Origin of the sequence: Streptomyces sp. Tu 2975 (assembly GCF_009832925.1) — a bacterium.
GTDB lineage: Bacteria > Actinomycetota > Actinomycetes > Streptomycetales > Streptomycetaceae > Streptomyces.
Map to the genome: position 1 here is coordinate 3602112 of NZ_CP047140.1, position 17210 is coordinate 3619321.

At 70.2% G+C, this 17210-nt stretch carries 15 protein-coding genes and 1 pseudogene; 11 read left to right on the forward strand and 5 right to left on the reverse strand.

Going from position 1 to position 17210, the window contains the following annotated elements:
* Positions 1–132 precede the first annotated feature (132 nt).
* A complete protein-coding gene (locus GLX30_RS15815; protein WP_159688852.1) occupies positions 133–714 on the reverse strand; it encodes a TIGR03086 family metal-binding protein in 582 nt (193 codons plus the stop codon).
* 74 nt (positions 715–788) lie between these two features.
* Here GLX30_RS15815 and GLX30_RS15820 point away from each other — a divergent pair, with 74 nt between their 5' ends.
* From GLX30_RS15820 to GLX30_RS15830, 3 genes are all read left to right on the forward strand, one after another.
* Positions 789–1664 (forward strand): helix-turn-helix domain-containing protein, encoded by an 876-nt coding sequence (locus GLX30_RS15820; protein WP_159688855.1) that lies wholly within the window; start codon positions 789–791, stop codon positions 1662–1664.
* Between the two features lie 45 nt (positions 1665–1709).
* Entirely contained in the window at positions 1710–2252 is a 543-nt protein-coding gene (locus GLX30_RS15825) for a GNAT family N-acetyltransferase (protein WP_159688858.1), read from the forward strand.
* Between the two features lie 76 nt (positions 2253–2328).
* Complete coding sequence (locus GLX30_RS15830) at positions 2329–3054, forward strand: Mut7-C RNAse domain-containing protein (protein ID WP_159688861.1); 726 nt, start codon at positions 2329–2331, stop codon at positions 3052–3054.
* A 147-nt stretch (positions 3055–3201) separates the two neighbouring features.
* Here GLX30_RS15830 and GLX30_RS15835 read toward each other — a convergent pair.
* Positions 3202–3762 (reverse strand): annotated as a pseudogene (locus GLX30_RS15835) (TetR family transcriptional regulator); the annotation flags it as partial.
* A 196-nt stretch (positions 3763–3958) separates the two neighbouring features.
* Between GLX30_RS15835 and GLX30_RS15840 the strand changes: the two are divergent.
* Positions 3959–5461 carry an FAD-dependent monooxygenase gene (locus GLX30_RS15840; protein WP_159688867.1) on the forward strand — a complete coding sequence of 501 codons (1503 nt, stop codon included), beginning with the start codon at positions 3959–3961 and terminating at the stop codon, positions 5459–5461.
* Between the two features lie 26 nt (positions 5462–5487).
* Here the strand turns inward: GLX30_RS15840 and GLX30_RS15845 are convergent, their stop codons facing one another.
* Positions 5488–6102, reverse strand: a complete 615-nt coding sequence (locus GLX30_RS15845; protein WP_279632599.1) for a hypothetical protein — start codon at positions 6100–6102, stop codon at positions 5488–5490.
* 121 nt (positions 6103–6223) lie between these two features.
* On the opposite strand from GLX30_RS15845, the gene GLX30_RS15850 reads away from it, so the two are divergent.
* The 3 genes from GLX30_RS15850 to GLX30_RS15860 all read left to right on the forward strand — a co-directional run bounded on the left by GLX30_RS15850 (position 6224) and on the right by GLX30_RS15860 (position 8565).
* Entirely contained in the window at positions 6224–6988 is a 765-nt protein-coding gene (locus GLX30_RS15850) for an SDR family oxidoreductase (protein ID WP_159688870.1), read from the forward strand.
* Positions 6988–7521, forward strand: a complete 534-nt coding sequence (locus tag GLX30_RS15855; RefSeq protein ID WP_159688874.1) for a GNAT family N-acetyltransferase — start codon at positions 6988–6990, stop codon at positions 7519–7521. The genes GLX30_RS15850 and GLX30_RS15855 overlap by 1 nt, the downstream gene beginning before the upstream one ends.
* A 231-nt stretch (positions 7522–7752) precedes the next feature.
* Positions 7753–8565, forward strand: coding sequence for an LAGLIDADG family homing endonuclease (locus GLX30_RS15860; RefSeq protein ID WP_208545579.1), 813 nt, complete (start codon positions 7753–7755; stop codon positions 8563–8565).
* A 92-nt stretch (positions 8566–8657) separates the two neighbouring features.
* Here GLX30_RS15860 and GLX30_RS15865 read toward each other — a convergent pair whose 3' ends face one another.
* Positions 8658–9851, reverse strand: coding sequence for an RtcB family protein (locus tag GLX30_RS15865; protein WP_159688877.1), 1194 nt, complete (start codon positions 9849–9851; stop codon positions 8658–8660).
* A gap of 184 nt (positions 9852–10035) precedes the next feature.
* Here GLX30_RS15865 and GLX30_RS15870 point away from each other — a divergent pair, with 184 nt between their 5' ends.
* The 3 genes from GLX30_RS15870 (at position 10036) to GLX30_RS15880 (ending at position 13319) form a co-directional block, all read left to right on the forward strand.
* Positions 10036–10887 (forward strand): DUF3558 domain-containing protein, encoded by an 852-nt coding sequence (locus GLX30_RS15870; RefSeq protein ID WP_159688880.1) that lies wholly within the window; start codon positions 10036–10038, stop codon positions 10885–10887.
* Positions 10888–11078: 191 nt separating this feature from the next.
* Complete coding sequence (locus tag GLX30_RS15875; RefSeq protein ID WP_159688883.1) at positions 11079–11795, forward strand: DUF3558 domain-containing protein; 717 nt, start codon at positions 11079–11081, stop codon at positions 11793–11795.
* 132 nt (positions 11796–11927) lie between these two features.
* Positions 11928–13319 carry a DUF2637 domain-containing protein gene (locus GLX30_RS15880; protein ID WP_159688886.1) on the forward strand — a complete coding sequence of 464 codons (1392 nt, stop codon included), beginning with the start codon at positions 11928–11930 and terminating at the stop codon, positions 13317–13319.
* Positions 13320–13513: 194 nt separating this feature from the next.
* Here the strand turns inward: GLX30_RS15880 and lysS are convergent, their stop codons facing one another.
* Entirely contained in the window at positions 13514–15244 is a 1731-nt protein-coding gene (gene lysS, locus GLX30_RS15885) for a lysine--tRNA ligase (RefSeq protein ID WP_159695066.1), read from the reverse strand.
* A 200-nt stretch (positions 15245–15444) separates the two neighbouring features.
* Here lysS and argS point away from each other — a divergent pair, with 200 nt between their 5' ends.
* Positions 15445–17208, forward strand: coding sequence for an arginine--tRNA ligase (gene argS / locus GLX30_RS15890; RefSeq protein WP_159688889.1), 1764 nt, complete (start codon positions 15445–15447; stop codon positions 17206–17208).
* The last annotated feature ends 2 nt before the right edge of the window (positions 17209–17210 follow it).

Below are 17210 nucleotides of genomic sequence, written 5' to 3' on the forward strand. Positions count from 1 at the left end.
GCCGACCACTGGAGTTCGCCACCATGCCACTGCCGGCCTCCGGGTCATCCGGCCCGCCCCGGCCGAACAGCCGCCTCCGTCGGTCAGGCGGGCGGCGAGCCGCGCGCGTCCGGGGAGGGTCGAGGGGAGCCGCTACGGTCGCCGCCATCCCGGGTCGCGGCCGGTCATGGCCAGCAGACGGTCGAGGTCCGACGCCCCGGCTCCACCTTCGGGCAGGGGGAACTCCTCGCCGAAGGCGCCCATCTTCCGGCCGGTGGGAGCGAGCTCGGTGCAGGACCGGAGCGCTTCGGCGACGACGACCGGGGCGGGTGTGTACTCCTGCCCGGTCGCTCGGGCGAGGTCCCACGCGTGCACGGTGAGGTCGTCGAGAGCCATCCGGCCGACGGTGCCGGCAGGCAGCCCCATCGCGCCCGACGTGCCCTCCTCGGCGCCGGGCTCCGCCCACGCCTTCACCAGGGCGGCCGTCTCCCTCTCGAAGGCGGCGCGCCAGTCACCGTGTCCGACGTAGTCGGGTGTCGCGGAGAAATCCGCTTCCCTCTTCGCCGCCAGCGCCTGGAAGTTGACCATGACCTGGAACAGGTGGTTCGCGAGGCCGCGCACGTCGTACTCGGCGCACGGGGTGGAGTGGCCGAGCTGTTCGTCGGTGATGCCGCACACCACCGGAACGGAGCGCTCTGCGGCCGCTGCGAGCAGTTCACTGAGGGGTTTCGTCATGGCCTCACGGTAGGCACCGCCACCATGGCCGCGTATTGAAGAAACGCGACACCCGACGGTCCTAGGATCGGAGGATGACCGGTCCGCGACGAGACACGAGAGGCATCGTGGAGGCCCGCGAGCTCTTCGCGCGGGTCCGTTTCCGGCGGCGCGAGCCTGCCCCGGACCTGCGCCCGTATCTCGAGCACTACTGGCTGATCGACTGGGACCTGACCGAGCCGTACGCCTCCAATGTGGTTCCCCACCCGTCGGTCAACGTGGTCTTCCAGCGGTACGACGACGCGCCCGCCCACGCCGAGGTCGCCGGCATCGGGCTGGAGCTGTTCACACACAAGCTGGCCGGGCTCGGCCGGGTCTGCGGGGTGCAGTTCCGGCCCGGCGGCTTCCGCCCGTTCGCGCCGGACCGGCCGGTGTCGGACTGGACGGGGCAACGGCTGCCGATCGGTGACGTACTGCTGCCCGGCCGGGACGAGGAGACGATGCGCAGCGCCGCGCACGCCGTCGTGGACCCGGACGACGAGAACGCCCGGGTGGCCGCGTTGGACACCTTCCTGCTGGGGCTCGACCCGCGGCCGGATCCCCGGGCCGAACACGCCATGGAGCTCGTCGAGCGGGTCCGTACCGACCGTTCCGTGCGGCGCGTGTCCCAACTCGCCGAGGCGGCGGGCCTGTCGCCCCGGTCCCTGCAGCGTCTCTTCGCCGGCTGGGTGGGTGTGGGACCCAAGTGGGTCATCCTGCGGTACCGCATCCACGAGGCACTGGAGCGCGCCGAGCAGGCCGACGAACAGAGCGGCGGACCCACCGGCGCGGCAGCCGGCCGACCCGCGGGCGGTGTCGACTGGGCTGCGCTCGCCGACGACCTGGGATACAGCGACCAGGCGCACCTCGTAAGGGACTTCACGGCGACGGTCGGCGTCCCTCCGTCGGCGTACACAAGGGCAGCGCGGTAGCCGCACGGCCGGGCCGCTGTCGTACCCCGGCCCTACAGTGCGGACATGGCAGGCAAAGCGATCACGATACGAATCGAGCCCTGGTCCGAGGATGACCTCCGTCTGCTCCGCGCGGCGAACGCCCCCGAGCTGATGGACCACCTCGGCGGCCCTGAGACGGAGGAGCAGCTCCTCGACCGCCATCGGCGGTACGTCGACCTGAGTGCCGACCGGACCGGCCGGGGCCGGATGTTCCGCATAGTCCTGGAGACCGGCGGGCGGGACGGCGGCGAGGCCGCGGGCACGATCGGCTTCTGGGAGCAGACCTGGGAGGACGAGCAGGTCTACGAGACGGGCTGGAGCGTGCTGCCCGCGTTCCAGGGCCTCGGTGTCGCGACGGCGGGGACGCTGGCGGTCGTCGAGGCGGCGCGGGCCGAGCGGAAGCACCGGTTCCTGCACGCCTTCCCGTCCGTCACCAACGGCCCGTCGAACGCGGTGTGCCGGAAGGCGGGCTTCTCCCTCGCCGGCGAGTGCGACTTCGAGTATCCGCCGGGCAATCTGCTGCGCAGCAACGACTGGTGCATCGACCTGGGGCCGACAGGCGGGTGAGCCGGTCGCGGGCCGAGGACGCACGGCCGGGGAAAACGCTGGCCGCTCCACCGCGGCCTTTGACATGCTGGGCGCTGTGAACGGACCGGAGATCACCATCGACGTCGCCCCCGAGCTGCGTCTTTTCGTCCCGTCGGACTACCGCCGGGGCCGTACGGCCCTGACCACCGACGGCTCCTCGACGCTCGGCCACGTCGTGGAGTCCCTGGGCGTGCCGCTCACCGAGGCGGGCCGGCTGATCGTCGACGGCCGCCAGGTCCCCACCTCACACGTCCCGGGCGCGGGAGAGCACGTCGAGGTGCTCAGCGTGGAGCGCCCGCAAGAGGTGCCCGGCGCCCCGCTCCGCTTCCTCCTCGACGTCCACCTCGGCACGCTGGCCCGGCGACTCCGTCTGCTCGGCGTCGACGCGGCGTACGAGAACGAGGACATCGGCGACCCGGCCCTCGCCACGCTCTCCGCCAAGGAAAGGCGGGTGCTGCTCTCGCGCGACCGGGGGCTGCTGCGCCGCCGCGAGATCTGGGCCGGGGCGTATGTGTACAGCGACCGCCCCGACGACCAACTGCGGGACGTGCTCCAGCGTTTCGCCCCCACGCTCGCGCCGTGGACGCGCTGCACGGCCTGCAACGGCCCGCTGAAGGAGGCCGACAAGGACTCCGTGCAGGAACAGCTCCAGCACGGCACGCAGCGCACGTACGACGTCTTCGCCCAGTGCACGGCCTGCGGCCGGGTGTACTGGCGCGGCGCCCACCACGCCCGCCTCGAGGCGATCGTCACCGACGCGCTGCGTACCTCGGGCGCGTAGGACCGGCCTGCCTCGGAAGAGGACCGGCCGGCTTCAGGGCCGCTCCTGAGCCGCCTGCGTCGCCGGCTGTGATTCCGGCCCCGCGTCCGACACGGTCCCAGCGCCCTCCTCCGACCGCTGTTGCGGCCTCGATTCCGTGCGCGGCTCGGTGAGATACCGCTGCACGGTCGGGGCGAGCCAGCTGACGACCTCGTCGCGGGCCATCTCCACGGCGGGCGGGAACCGCAGGACGTACCGGGCCATCGCCATGCCGAGTATCTGGGAGGCGATGAGCGCCGCGCGCCGGGGGGCCTCCGCGGGGTCGGGACACAGAGCCAGGGCCACGGGGCCCAGCTGGTCACGGAAGATCGCGCGCGCCCGCTCCGCGGCCGCCTCGTTCGTGACGGCCGCGCGCAGCAGCGCCGTCAGGACCTCGTCCTGCTCCCAGCGGTCGAGAAAGTGCGTGACGAGAACCGCTCCCGCATGCCGGGCGGGAAGCGCACCCAGCTCCGGCAACCGCAGGTCGAACTCGGAGGCGGCCGCGAAGAGACCCTCCTTGTTGCCGTAGTAGCGCATCACCATCGAGGGGTCGATGCCCGCGTCACGGGCGATCGCGCGGATCGTCGCCCGCTCGTACCCGTCTGCGGCGAAACGTTCGCGGGCGGCTTCGAGGATCGCGGCCCTGGTCGCGTCCGACCGGCGGGGTGCGCCGGGGGCTTCCGTCGTCATGCCAACAACTGTAGGCCAACAGGTGTTGACAAGCTAGAGCGGCGGTTCCTAAAGTTGCCAACAAGCGTTGACCAACACCTGTTGACCGACGCCCTACGACCGGCACCTTCGACCTACGGACTCGACCCACAGACGTCGACTCGAGCAGCGTTGACCATCGGCGCAGCCCTTCGGGCGCCCGGACCAGGAGGCAGCCATGACCGGCAGGCCCAGCACCGGAAGCACGAGCGTTCACCGCACCACGCCGCAGACCACTCCGACCAACGAGCCCGCCCCGGTCCGCCCGGGCACCGGATTCGACACCGACGTACTGGTCGTCGGGGCGGGCCCCACCGGGATGCTGCTCGCCGGCGACCTGGCCGCCGCGGGCGTCAGCGTCACGCTCCTCGAGCGCCGCCCGCACGAGAGAAGCAACATCACCCGTGCCTTCGGCGTGCACGCACGCACCCTGGAGCTGCTCGACGCCCGTGGTCTCGCCGACGAGCTGGTGCGCCACGGCACCCCGATCACCGGCCTCAGGCTGTTCCGGCGCCTATCCCTCGACCTGTCACGGCTGCCCTCCCGCTTCCCGTTCCTCCTCATCACGCCGCAGTACGAGGTGGAGAAGCTGCTTGAGCGCCGTGCCCTGGCCGCCGGCGTCGACTTCCGGTACGGGACGGAGCTCACGGGCCTGGAGCTCTCCGGCTCCTCCGTCACCGCGCGGGCCACGGACGCGACCGGCACATGGACCCTTCGCGCACGCTACGTGGTCGGCGCCGACGGCGTGCGCAGCACCGTGCGCGAGGCCATCGGTATGCCCTTCCCCGGCGTTTCGGTGATCAGGTCCATCGTGCTCGCCGATGTGAAGCTCACCGAGGAGCCCGCCGACCTCCTCACGGTCAACGGCGTGGGTGACGCCTTCGCCTTCATCGCCCCCTTCGGCGACGGCTGGTACCGCGTCATGGGCTGGAACCGCGACCGTCAGACGGCCGACGACGAGCCCGTCGGCCTCGACGAGGTCCGCGACATCGCCCGCCGCGCCCTCGGGACCGACTTCGGGATGCACGACGCCCGCTGGATCAGCCGGTTCCACAGCGACGAACGTCAGGCGCCGTCCTACCGCAAGGGACGTGTCTTCCTCGCCGGCGACGCCGCACACGTCCACTCCCCCGCAGGCGGTCAGGGCATGAACACCGGCCTCCAGGACGCGGCGAACCTCTCCTGGAAGCTCGCCTCCGTCATCCTGGGCCGCGCCACCGACTCCGAAGTCCTGCTCGAAAGTTACGGGTCGGAGCGCCATCCGGTCGGCGCGGCGGTGCTTCGCAGCAGCGGCGGCATCGTGCGCCTCGCCATGGCCCGCACCCCGTTCCAGCGCGCGGCACGCTCAGTGGCCGCCGCCATCCTCAGCGTCGTCCGCCCCGCCTCCGCCAAGGCGATGGGCATGATCTCCGGGATCGGCATCTCCTACGGCGCACCCTGCGGCTCCCACCGCCTCACCGGACGGCGCGCACCCGACCTGCGGCTCACCGAGGGCCGGCTCTACGAGTTGCTCCGTGAAGGCGCGTTCATCCTGGTGAGCCCTCCCGGCAGTGAGCCCGACGCCCCGCCCGCCCCCGGCCGTGTCATACGGGCCCACTGGACGACGGACCGGCGCACCGCGCTCCTCGTCCGCCCCGACGGATACATCGCCTGGGCGTCGGGAGCCGGTTCACCGCGGTGATCCCGGCCGGCCCGGCAGCCCCGCCGTCAGAAGACGTACGGGTCACCGGTGGCAGGGACCAGCACCCGGTGCTCGTCGTTCATGGGGTTCCGGTCGCTCGCCCCGCCGTTCCACGCGGTGGCGACGTGCACCACGACCTCGTGCGGGCTGCCCACCGTGCCCAGTTCCAGGCCGAGGGTCCGGCCCAGTCCGTCCAGGGCGAGGGCGCCCGTCGCGCACAGCAACTCCCGTTCGGCAGCCCGCAGGCACCCGTGGGGCAGCCTCGGCGTACCGGCCGGGGGCACGGACAAGGTGAGCCGCACGGTCACCCCGGCGAGGGCGGAGGGACCGTGGTTCAGCGTCGTCACAGAGATCACGATCCGGCCCTCGGTCAGCGACACCCGACCGTGGTGCGCGACGTCGGCCTCCGGCGCGATGCCCGCGACCTTCCCGCCGCCCACGCCACCGCCGTCGACGCCACCGCCACCGCCACCGCCACCATCACCGTCGATGCCTGCGACCTTCCCGCCGTCCACGCCACCGACGTCCACACCGCCGCCGTCACTACCCCCACCGTCGACGCCCGCACTCGCCGCCCCTGCGCCGATCAGCAGCAGTACGGCCGCGGCCCCCGCCGACAGGGCCCTTCGCATCGCATACATGAGCCAGAAGATACCTATTGCCCGAAAATACGGGTGATTGCCCGTGAACTCCGGCGCGTCCTGCCGAATTATTCTGGCGGCGTCGCGATCACCATCGATCACACGCGCGAGGAGCTACGACATGAGCACCACCGGGAAACCCGTCGCCGTCGTCACCGGAGCCAGTAGTGGCATCGGCGCGGCCACCGGGCGCCAACTGGCCGCCGCCGGCTATCACGTGGTCCTCACCGCCCGCCGCAAGGACCGCATCGAGGCGCTCGCCGCCGAGCTCACCGCCGCCGGACACCAGGCCACCGCACACGCCCTCGACGTCACGGACCGCCCCGCCGTCGACTCCTTCGCCGCCGCCCTCGAGCGTTGCGACGTCCTGGTGAACAACGCGGGCGGCGCCCTGGGCGCCGACCCGGTGGCCACCGGCGATCCGGCCGACTGGCGCCGCATGTTCGAGGTCAACGTCATCGGCACGCTCAACCTGACCCAGGCACTCCTCCCGACGCTCACCGCGAGCGGTGACGGCACGGTCGTGATCCTCTCGTCCACCGCGGGCCTCAGCACCTACGAAGGCGGCGGCGGTTACGTCGCCGCCAAGCACGGCGAGCACGTCCTCGCCGAGACCCTCCGGCTGGAGATCGTCGGCACCCCGGTCCGGGTGATCGAGGTCGCCCCGGGCATGGTCAGGACGGAGGAGTTCGCGACCACCCGCTTCCGCGGCGACACCGACAAGGCCGCCAAGGTCTACGCGGGTGTGGAGGAGCCGCTCACCGCCGACGACGTGGCGGACACCATCACCTGGGCCGTCAGCCGTCCGCCGCACGTCAACATCGATCTTCTGGTCGTCAGGCCTCGCGCCCAGGCGTCCAACTCGAAGGTGCACAGGGAGCTGTGATGACCGACGGCCCGACCATCACCCGGCTGTCCCGGGCCGCACTGCCCGCCGCCGCCCCCGACCTCGCCGCGCTGCTCCTCGACGCGGTGGACGACGGCGCCTCCGTGGGCTTCACCTCGTCCCTCACCTCCGCACAGGCCGAGGCCTGGTGGCGTTCCCGCGGCACCGACCTCGCCGACGAACGCGTGGTCCTCTGGGCCGCTCACGACGGCGGCCGGCTCATAGGCACCGTCCAGCTCGGACTCGAGACGTCCCCCAACGGCCGGCACCGCGCCGAGATAGCCAAACTCCTGGTCCACCGCGCGGCCCGTGGACGCGGCATCGCCCGCCGTCTCCTCGCCACGGCCGAGGCCTTCGCCGCCGCGTCCGGCCGCACGTTGCTGATGCTGGACACACAGACCGGCAGCGCGGCGGAGAGCCTCTACCGCACCTCGGGCTGGTCGGTCCTCGGCACGCTCCCCGACTACGCCGCCGACCCTTCCGGCACGCTGCGCCCGACGACGTTCTTCCACAAGTCGCTGGGCGAGAAGTAGCGGCCCCGGGATCAAGGCTCTCACTCGAAAGAACCAACTTACCGCGACAGTTGTCCGCTGAACTGACATGCGAAATACGCTCATCTTCGACAGTACGGCTGGTGGCCCGGACGGCCATCCTGGCCACCAGCCTCACCACCAGGAAGAACGGAACTTCCCGTGGATGAAGACGAGCCTAGCGCCGGCCTGTTCGCCCCGACCAACACCTCCGGCGTCGGCGCCCCACCTTTCATGGAGCTCCAGGATCCGCGCTACGCCTACATGTTCGGCTTCCTCCAAACCGACGGTTGCCTCTCACAAGGGGTCGGCCAGAAAGGGCGACTGACGGTGGAGATCGGCATTCGGGACATCGGAATCCTCCGCAAGTTCCAGCGACTGACCCCGTACAACAGCTCCATTCGAGAACGCACCCGCCGTACCAACTTCGCCGAGGCCCACCACTCGGCCATCTGGACTCTCTGTTCGCTGAGCGCCAGAACACAGATCAATCGACTCGGCCTGCCGTACGGCAGGAAGTCAACAAAGATCGCGCCACCCCGAGTGCCTTTCTCCCGGCGGTACTACCTGCGAGGCATCATCGACGCAGACGGATCCGTCGGTTACACCGCACAGGGTTTCCCTTTCCTCTCGTTGACCACGGCAAGCACCGCAGTGGGGGCCTATCTCTGCCGCTATGCACTGCAGGTCACCGGTGCCCAGCGCGTCATCAAGCGCAACCAGCGCGACGGGATCTACAACATCGTCTACACCAAGGAAGCAGCCCAGCGTCTCGGCGCAGACCTGTACTACCCGGGCTGCCTGGCTCTGGAGCGCAAGCGCGACGCAGGCGCGTCACTCGCCGAATGGGAGCGACCGCCTGGTATGAAAACCGCTCCCGATCGCCGCCGTTGGAAAGAGTGGGAGGACCGCATCCTGCTGGACCACGGCCACGCAGCGAGCGGAGCCGAAGCCCTCGGTCGTACAGAGCGGAGTTGCGAGGTACGGCTGTGGCGCCTGCGTACCGGAAGAGCACCGACTCCGTCGGTCGAAGCCGAAGGGTTCTGAGTGACTCGGCGCCGGACTCCAACGAAATGAGGGCAGAGCCCCGGACCGGCGAACAGTCCGGGGCCCTCCACGCCGAGGTTGCTGCGCGCCGGCTAACCCTTGACGCAAATGACCTGCTTCAGCTTCGCGACGACCGCCACGAGGTCCCGCTGCTGGTCCATCACCTGCTCGATCGGCTTGTACGCGCCCGGGATCTCGTCCACGACGCCCGAGTCCTTACGGCACTCCACGCCTCGTGTCTGCTCCTCCAGGTCCCGCGTCGAGAAGCGTCGCTTCGCCGCGTTGCGGCTCATTCTCCGGCCCGCGCCGTGTGACGCCGAGTTGAAAGATGCTTCGTTCCCCAGGCCCTTCACGATGTACGAGGAGGTACCCATCGATCCGGGGATGATCCCGTACTCGCCTGAACCGGCACGGATCGCTCCTTTTCGGGTAACCAGTAGATCCAGTCCCTCGTACCGCTCCTCCGCCACGTAGTTGTGGTGGCAGCTGATCTCCGACTCGAAGCCGACCTTCGCCTTTCTGAACTCCCTGCGGATTACTTCCTTGAAGAGCCCCATCATGACGGCACGGTTGTACTTGGCGTACTCCTGGGCCCAGTAAAGATCATTGCGATAGGCCGCCATCTGCGGAGTGTCCGCGACGAAGACGGCGAGATCACGGTCGACCAGGCCCTGATTGTGGGGCAACTTCTGGGCCTCACCGATGTGGTACTCGGCGAGCTCCTTACCGATATTCCTCGACCCCGAGTGGAGCGTGAGCCACACCGCACCACCCTCATCGAGCAACAATTCGATGTAATGGTTTCCGCTGCCAAGCGTCCCCATCTGCTTGGTGGCACGCTCCCGGCGGAACTTCACCGCGTCGGCCACGGTGTCGAACCGGTCCCAGAGGCCGTCCCAGCCACCGGCCTCGAGGCCGTACACCCTGCCGGGGTCGACCATCTCGTCATGCATCCCGCGCCCCACCGGGATGGCCTGCTCGATCCGGGTACGGAGCCGCGAGAGGTCACCCGGCAGGTCGTTGGCCGTCAGCGAGGTCCGCACCGCCGACATACCGCAGCCGATGTCCACGCCGACGGCGGCCGGGCAGACCGCCCCGTGCATCGCGATCACCGAGCCCACGGTGGCGCCCTTGCCGTAGTGGACGTCAGGCATCACGGCGAGGCCCTTGATCCACGGCAGCGTGGCCACGTTCCGCAGTTGCTGCAGCGCGACGTCCTCGACCGTCGAAGGGTCGGTCCACATACGGATCGGGACCTTGGCGCCCGGCATCTCCACGTACGACATATCTGCTCAATTCCCCCGAAACGGCGTGAAACGCAAATCACGTGACCAATGACGGCGAAAGACTCGACAGACCGGCGGCCACGGCAGCGTGTGCGATAGACATTGTGTCCATCGGCCTCCGAACGGCGGCAACCAGTTTTCGCCGTGAGAGCGGCGCGGAGCACAGACAGAAGGGAGCCCGGGCGTGCAACGTAAGGCGTACGTGCCCGGCGTGGCGGCGCTTCTCGCGGCGCTCGTGACCGGCTGCACCGCCGGCGACGGCACCGAGGGCTCCGACATCGACGCCAAGGTCAACGGGGCCAAAGCCTCCGCGGCGCCCCCCGGCAAGTACCGCACGCTTCTCGAGCCGTGCGGGTCCGTCGAGCTCTCCACGCTGAAGGACCTGCTGCCGGGCACCGTGACGCTGCCCGAGGAACAGCAGCAGAAGGTCCTGCGCGGCACGGCCGCCGTCACCTACGACACGGACCGCCGGGTGGCGTGCAGCTGGAAGGGCGACGCCCCGGACGCCTCGCACCAGCTGCGGGTCGACTTCGAACGTGTCGTCTCCTACGACCCGGCCGTCAGCGACGACGACCGTGCGCAGGAGGTCTTCGAGAAGAAGCAGGGTTCCGCTTCCGTTCCGATCGCGCCCCCGAAGGACGAGCCGGAGACGGACGGCGCCTCGCCGTCGACCACCCGGAGCCCGGCGGCCGGGAGTTCGAGCGGCGCCGGCCCGGGCGCCGGAGCGTCCACGGACACGGCGGCCGGGGCCTCCGCCTCCGCCAATACGTCCTCCTCCGCTCCCGCTCTCGAGGGCCTCGAGCCCCGGGCGCTGGAAGGGCTCGGCGACGCGGCGTTCCTGGACGACGTGCTCGGCCGCGCCGGTTCCACGGTTCAGCGCCGCACAGTGAGCGTGGTGTTCCGCACATCCAATGTGATCGTCACCGTCGTCTACGGCGAGCAACCGGCCGTGACGGGAGGAGTGCCCGACAGCAAGGAACTGCAGGAGAAGGCGCGGAGCCTGGCCCGGAATCTGGCGGAGCAGTTCGACGAGTGAGCGGTCTCCCGGCCCGGGTTCTCCCGTTCGCGCGTTCGGCGGTCCGGCCCACAGCTGTGCCGCCTCCGCGTACGGTGGCCTCGCCGGTCCGTCCGGCGGCCGGCCCGACGGACCGACTGCCTCACGGACCGACTGCGTGACCGATCGACCGAGTACCTGACCGACCGAGTACCTGACCGACTGAAGGAACCATGCACCGTTCAGCCCCGCGACTCACCCGCATACTCGCCTGCGCCGCCGTCCCGGTGATGCTCGTCGTCGCAGGCTGTTCCTCGGACTCCGACAGTGCCTCCAAGGGCTCCGCTTCGTCCGCCTCCGCCGCCCCCGAGGCCAAGAAGTCCCCGACCGTCGCTCCCGCGAGGTTCAGCAAGCTGCCGAGTCCGTGCGACTCGATCACGGAGAAGACGATCGAGGACCTGGTGCCCGGCACCAAGTCCAAGAACGGCACGGCCGGCAAGTCGTCGGACATCGCGCGGCGCGGCAGCTGTTCCTGGAACGGCCTGGACGACAACGGCGTGAAGGGGTCGCAGTACCGCTGGCTCGACGTCTCGTTCCTGCGCTACGACTCCGACGCCTCGCTCGCCGTGAGCGGCGAGCAGCGCGCGGTGGAGTCGTACGCCAAGGAGATCGCGAAGGCCAAGGGCACCGAGGGCGCCAAGGACGTCAAGACCTCCCCGGCCCCGGGGGTGGGCGACGAGGCGACGACGGTCAACTACACGCTGCGCAAGACCGATGAGGACTTCACCTACGCCACGATCGTGGCCCGCACCGAGAACGGTGTGGTGACCCTCACGTACAACGGCACGGGTTACGCGGGCGCGAAGAACCCCTCCGCCGCCGATCTGACGAAGGCCGCCCTCAAGGCCGCCAAGGAGGCAGTGGCCTCGGTCGCCACGGCCAACAAGTAGTACACAAGTACGTAACGCCTGGAGCCCGGAGGACCGGACTCCGGTGGCATGTGCCAGGCTGTGCCCGCCGGTTCAGGATCCGCGCACGGGCCTGTGCGGACATCCGGTCCAGGAATTGGGGAGGGGTCGCGGGTGGCCGCGATGCAGCTGACACGCACGCACCGAATACTCATCGGGGTCGTCGTCGCGGGCGCGTTGATCATCGCCGCGATCGGCTTCGCCGGGTCGTACGCCGCCGTGCGCGAGCTCGCGGAGCAGAAGGGCTTCGGCGACTTCTCCCTGGTCTTCCCCATCGGCATCGACGCCGGCATCTGTGTGCTGCTGGCGCTCGACCTGCTGCTGACGTGGATGCGGATACCCTTCCCGCTGCTGCGCCAGACGGCCTGGCTGTTGACCTTCGCGACGATCGCGTTCAACGGCGCGGCGGCGTGGCCGGATCCGCTCGGTGTCGGCATGCACGCCGTCATCCCGATCCTCTTCGTCGTGGCCGTCGAGGCGGCCCGGCACGCGGTGGGCCGGATCGCGGACATCACGGCCGACAAGCACATGGAGGGTGTGCGGCTCACCCGCTGGCTGCTCTCCCCCGTCCCGACGTTCAAGCTGTGGCGGCGGATGAAGCTGTGGGAGCTGCGCAGCTACGAGCAGGTGATCAAGCTCGAGCAGGACCGGCTGATCTACCAGGCCCGCCTTCAGGCACGTTTCGGCCGGGCGTGGCGGCGCAAGGCCCCGATCGAGGCGCTGATGCCGCTGCGGCTGGCGAAGTTCGGCGTGCCGCTGGCGCAGACCGCCCCGGCGGGCCTGGCGGCGGCGGGCATCGAGCCGGTCCTGCTGCCGCCGGCGCCGGTGGCGCAGGCATCGGCGCCGGCGGAGCTGCCGGTGGGCGGCGAGGCGGAGCCGTCGTCCCGGCGTGAGGACCGTGCCGTCGCGGCCCGGCGTGACGAGCCGGCCTCGGAGGAGGCGTACGAGGGCCCGGGCTCCCACGAGAGCCCGTGGTTCGCGGCCCCGCAGGTTCCGCAGGACGCGTACGAGCGCGCGTACAACCCTACGTACGTGGAAGGCCTGGAGCCCCATCCGGTGCCGGTGCCCGCGGGCCCCGGCCGCACCCGTCCGCTCGGCTCGGGGCCGTCCCCCGACGTGCAGGCGCAGGACGGGCCGTACGAGCAGCAGGCGCCCTACGGCCCGCAGCAGCAGGCCGTGCCGTACCAGCAGCAGTACGCCCGGCAGGAGCCGGCAGAGGCCTACGCGGACGGCGGCGTCGAGGGACCCGTGCCCTACGACGAGCCCGCGTCAGAGCCCGCCCCCGACTACACGGCCGAGGACAAGGAGTTCGCGGAGCTCGCGTACCCGGTGTTCAGGACGTACGTCAAAGAGAACAACGACTGGCCGAAGGCCGATCACCTCGACATACTGCTCGCCGACCGCCACGGGGTGAACCACCCGCGCAGTGGGGCGCTGCTGCGCCGCCTGATGCCCGAGTTCAAGAACCGTCACCAGGCCGACCTGGAGGCCGAGCACATCGCGTGACGGGGCGGCGGCCTCCGGGCCCACGTCTCCCGGTGCCGTGGCCGCTTCGTCGTGCGCTCGGCGGTCCACCGTCTCCCGGTGCCGTGGCCGCTTCGTCGTGCGTAGCACGGCGGATCCCGCGGTAGGCCGAAGGGCGCAGAAACGCCGCAGGGCCCTCACCCCTCACGGGGCGAGGGCCCTGCCGGGCGCGGTCGTCAGGCGGCCAGCAGCTTGCGGACCCGGTCCGCACCCACCGCCAGCAGCAGCGTGGGCAGACGCGGTCCGGTCTCGCGGCTGACGAGCAGGCGGTACAGCAGGGCGAAGAACGAGCGCTGGGCGATCTTCAGCTCAGGCGTGGGCTTGGCGTCCGGCGCCAGACCGGCCATCACCTTCGGCACGCCGTAGACGAGCGTGGTCAGGCCGTCCAGGGACCAGTGCGTGTCCAGGCCCTCCAGGAGCAGCCGCAGCGACTCGCGGCCCTCGTCGTCGAGGGAGGCGAGCAGTTCGGTGTCGGGCTCGGCGCGGACCACGGTGCGCTGGTCGGCCGGGACCTGGGTGGTGATCCAGTTCTCGGCGCGGTCGAGCCGCGGCCGTGCCTCGTCGAGCGAGGTGAGCGGGTTCGCCGGGTCGAGGTCGCTGAGGATGCGCAGGGTCTGCTCGTCGTGGCCGCCGGTGATGTCGGCGACGGAGGCGAGCGTGCGGTAGGGCAGCGGGCGCGGGGTGCGCGGCAGCTCACCGGCGGCGGTCCGGACGGCCCGCGAGTACGCGGCGGCGTCGGCCGGCAGCGCGCTGCCGTCCTCGACCTTCGCGGCGAGCTTGTCCCACTCGTCGTAGAGCCGCTGGATCTCCTGGTCGAAGGCGATCTTGAAGGACTGGTTGGGCCGGCGGCGGGCGTACAGCCAGCGCAGCAGCGGCGCCTCCATGATCTTCAGCGCGTCGGCCGGGGTGGGCACGCCGCCGCGCGACGACGACATCTTGGCCATGCCGCTGATGCCGACGAAGGCGTACATGGGGCCGATCGGCTGGACGCCGTCGAAGATCTCGCGGACGATCTGCCCGCCGACGACGAACGACGAGCCCGGGGAGGAGTGGTCGACGCCGCTCGGCTCGAAGATCACTCCTTCGTAGGCCCAGCGCATCGGCCAGTCGACCTTCCAGACGAGCTTGCCGCGGTTGAACTCGCTCAGCCGGACGGACTCGCTGAAGGTGCAGGCGGTGCAGGTGTACGCCAGCTCGGTGGTCGCGTCGTCGTACGAGGTGACCGTGGTCAGGTCCTTCCCGCACTGCCCGCAGTAGGGCTTGTACGGGTAGTACCCGCCGGCGCCGCCGCCGTCGTCCTCCGCGGCCGCGCCGGAGCCCTCCGCGGCCTCGAGCTCTGCCTCGTCGACCGGCTTCTGCGACTTCTTCGCGGGGGCCTTCTTGGTGCGGTACTGGTCGAGGATCGCGTCGATGTCGCCGCGGTGCTTCATCGCGTGCAGGATCTGCTCGCGGTAGGCGCCCGACGTGTACTGCTCGGTCTGGCTGATCCCGTCGTACTCGACGCCCAGCTCGTCCAGGGCGGCGGTCATGGCGGCCTTGAAGTGCTCGGCCCAGTTCGGGTGGGCCGAGCCGGCGGGCGCGGGGACCGAGGTGAGCGGCTTGCCGATGTGCTCCGCCCAGGACTCGTCGACGCCCTCGACACCGGCCGGCACCTTGCGGTAGCGGTCGTAGTCGTCCCAGGAGATCAGGTGGCGGACGTCGTGGCCGCGCCGCCGGATCTCGTCGGCGACCAGGTGCGGGGTCATGACCTCGCGGAGATTGCCCAGGTGGATGGGGCCGGAGGGGGACAGTCCGGACGCGACGACGACCGGTTTGCCAGGCGCACGTCGCTCCGACTCGGCGATGACCTCGTCCGCGAAACGGGAGACCCAGTCGGTCTCGGTGCTGCTCTGAGCCACGGTCGGCACGTCCTTCTTTCTCGAAGCTTCTCGAAGCTGGCTGAAGCTGGGGTGGAGCTGGGCGGAGCCGGAGCTCTCAGCCATTCTCCCAGACGGAGCCAATCGCTCCGGGCTATGCGGGGCGCGGTTCATTGTTCCGGGAGACCGCTTGTGTCTCCATGGGATACTTGACAACCGCAACAGACCTTCTCCTATCGGAACGGAAGCTCATGGCCTCGGTCCCTTCCCTCGCATCGAATGTGCAGCTGCGCCTCGCGGACGCCCTCACGGCAGCACTGCCGGAGGCCGGTTCCGCCGACCCTCTGCTGCGACGAAGCGACCGGGCCGACTTCCAGGCCAACGGCATCCTGGCGCTGGCCAAGAAGCTCAAGGGCAATCCCCGTGAGCTGGCGGCCAAGGTCGTGGACGCCATCGGCCCGAACGACGTCCTGGGGGACATCGAGGTCTCCGGCCCCGGCTTCCTGAACATCACGATCACCGACAAGGCGATCACTCGGACGCTGGCCGCGCGTGCGGCCGACGACCGCCTCGGCGTGCCCTTCGCCGCGGAGTCCGGCACCACGGTGATCGACTACGCGCAGCCGAACGTGGCCAAGGAGATGCACGTGGGCCATCTGCGGTCCGCCGTGATCGGCGACGCGATGGTGCAGATCCTGGAGTTCACCGGCGAGAAGGTGGTCCGTCGCCACCACATCGGCGACTGGGGCACCCAGTTCGGCATGCTCATCCAGTACCTGATCGAGCACCCGCACGAGCTGGACCACAGGGACGGAGTCTCCGGCGAGGAGGCGATGTCCAACCTGAACCGTCTCTACAAGGCGTCCCGCACCCTGTTCGACTCCGATGAGGAGTTCAAGGACCGGGCCAGGCGCCGGGTGGTGGAGCTCCAGGCCGGCGACGCGGAGACCCTCGCGCTGTGGCAGAAGTTCGTCGACGAGTCGAAGATCTACTTCTACTCGGTCTTCGAGAAGCTCGACATGGAGATCCGTGACCCCGACATCGTCGGTGAGTCCGGGTACAACGACATGCTCGACGAGACCTGCCGCATCCTCGAGGAGTCCGGCGTGGCCGTGCGCTCCGAGGGCGCGCTGTGCGTGTTCTTCGACGACGTGAAGGGCCCCGACGGCAATCCGGTCCCGTTGATCGTGAAGAAGTCCAACGGCGGGTACGGCTACGCCGCCACGGACCTCTCCGCGATCCGCGACCGTGTGCAGAACCTCGGCGCGGACACCCTCGTGTACGTCGTGGACGCCCGGCAGTCCCTGCACTTCAAGATGGTCTTCGAGACCGCCCGCCGGGCCGGCTGGCTGAACGACAAGGTCAAGGCGGTCCAGCTGGCCTTCGGCACCGTGCTGGGCAAGGACGGCAAGCCGTTCAAGACCCGTGAGGGCGAGACGGTGCGCCTGGTGGACCTGCTGGACGAGGCGATCGACCGTGCGACGGCGGTGGTGCGCGAGAAGGCCGAGAAGGTGGGCCTGAGCGAGCAGGAGATCGTCGAGAACGGCCGGTACGTGGGCGTCGGCGCGGTGAAGTACGCCGACCTGTCGACGTCCGCGGTGCGCGACTACAAGTTCGACCTGGACCAGATGGTGTCGCTGAACGGTGACACGTCCGTGTACCTCCAGTACGCGTACGCCCGTATCCAGTCGATCAAGCGCAAGGCGGGCGACCGCAGCCCGGTCGCGCACCCGGAGCTCGCACTCGCTCCGGCCGAGCGTGCGCTCGGTCTGCACCTGGACCAGTTCGGTGAGGTGCTGGCCGAGGTGGCGTCCTCGTACGAGCCGCACAAGCTGGCCGCGTACCTGTACCAGCTGGCCTCGCACCTGACGACGTTCTACGACCAGTGCCACGTGCTGAGCGCGGACAACCCGCCGGAGGTCGTGGAGAACCGCCTCTTCCTCGTCGACCTCACCGGGCGCACGCTGCACCAGGGCATGGCGCTGCTGGGCATCCGGACGCCCGAGCGCCTCTGATC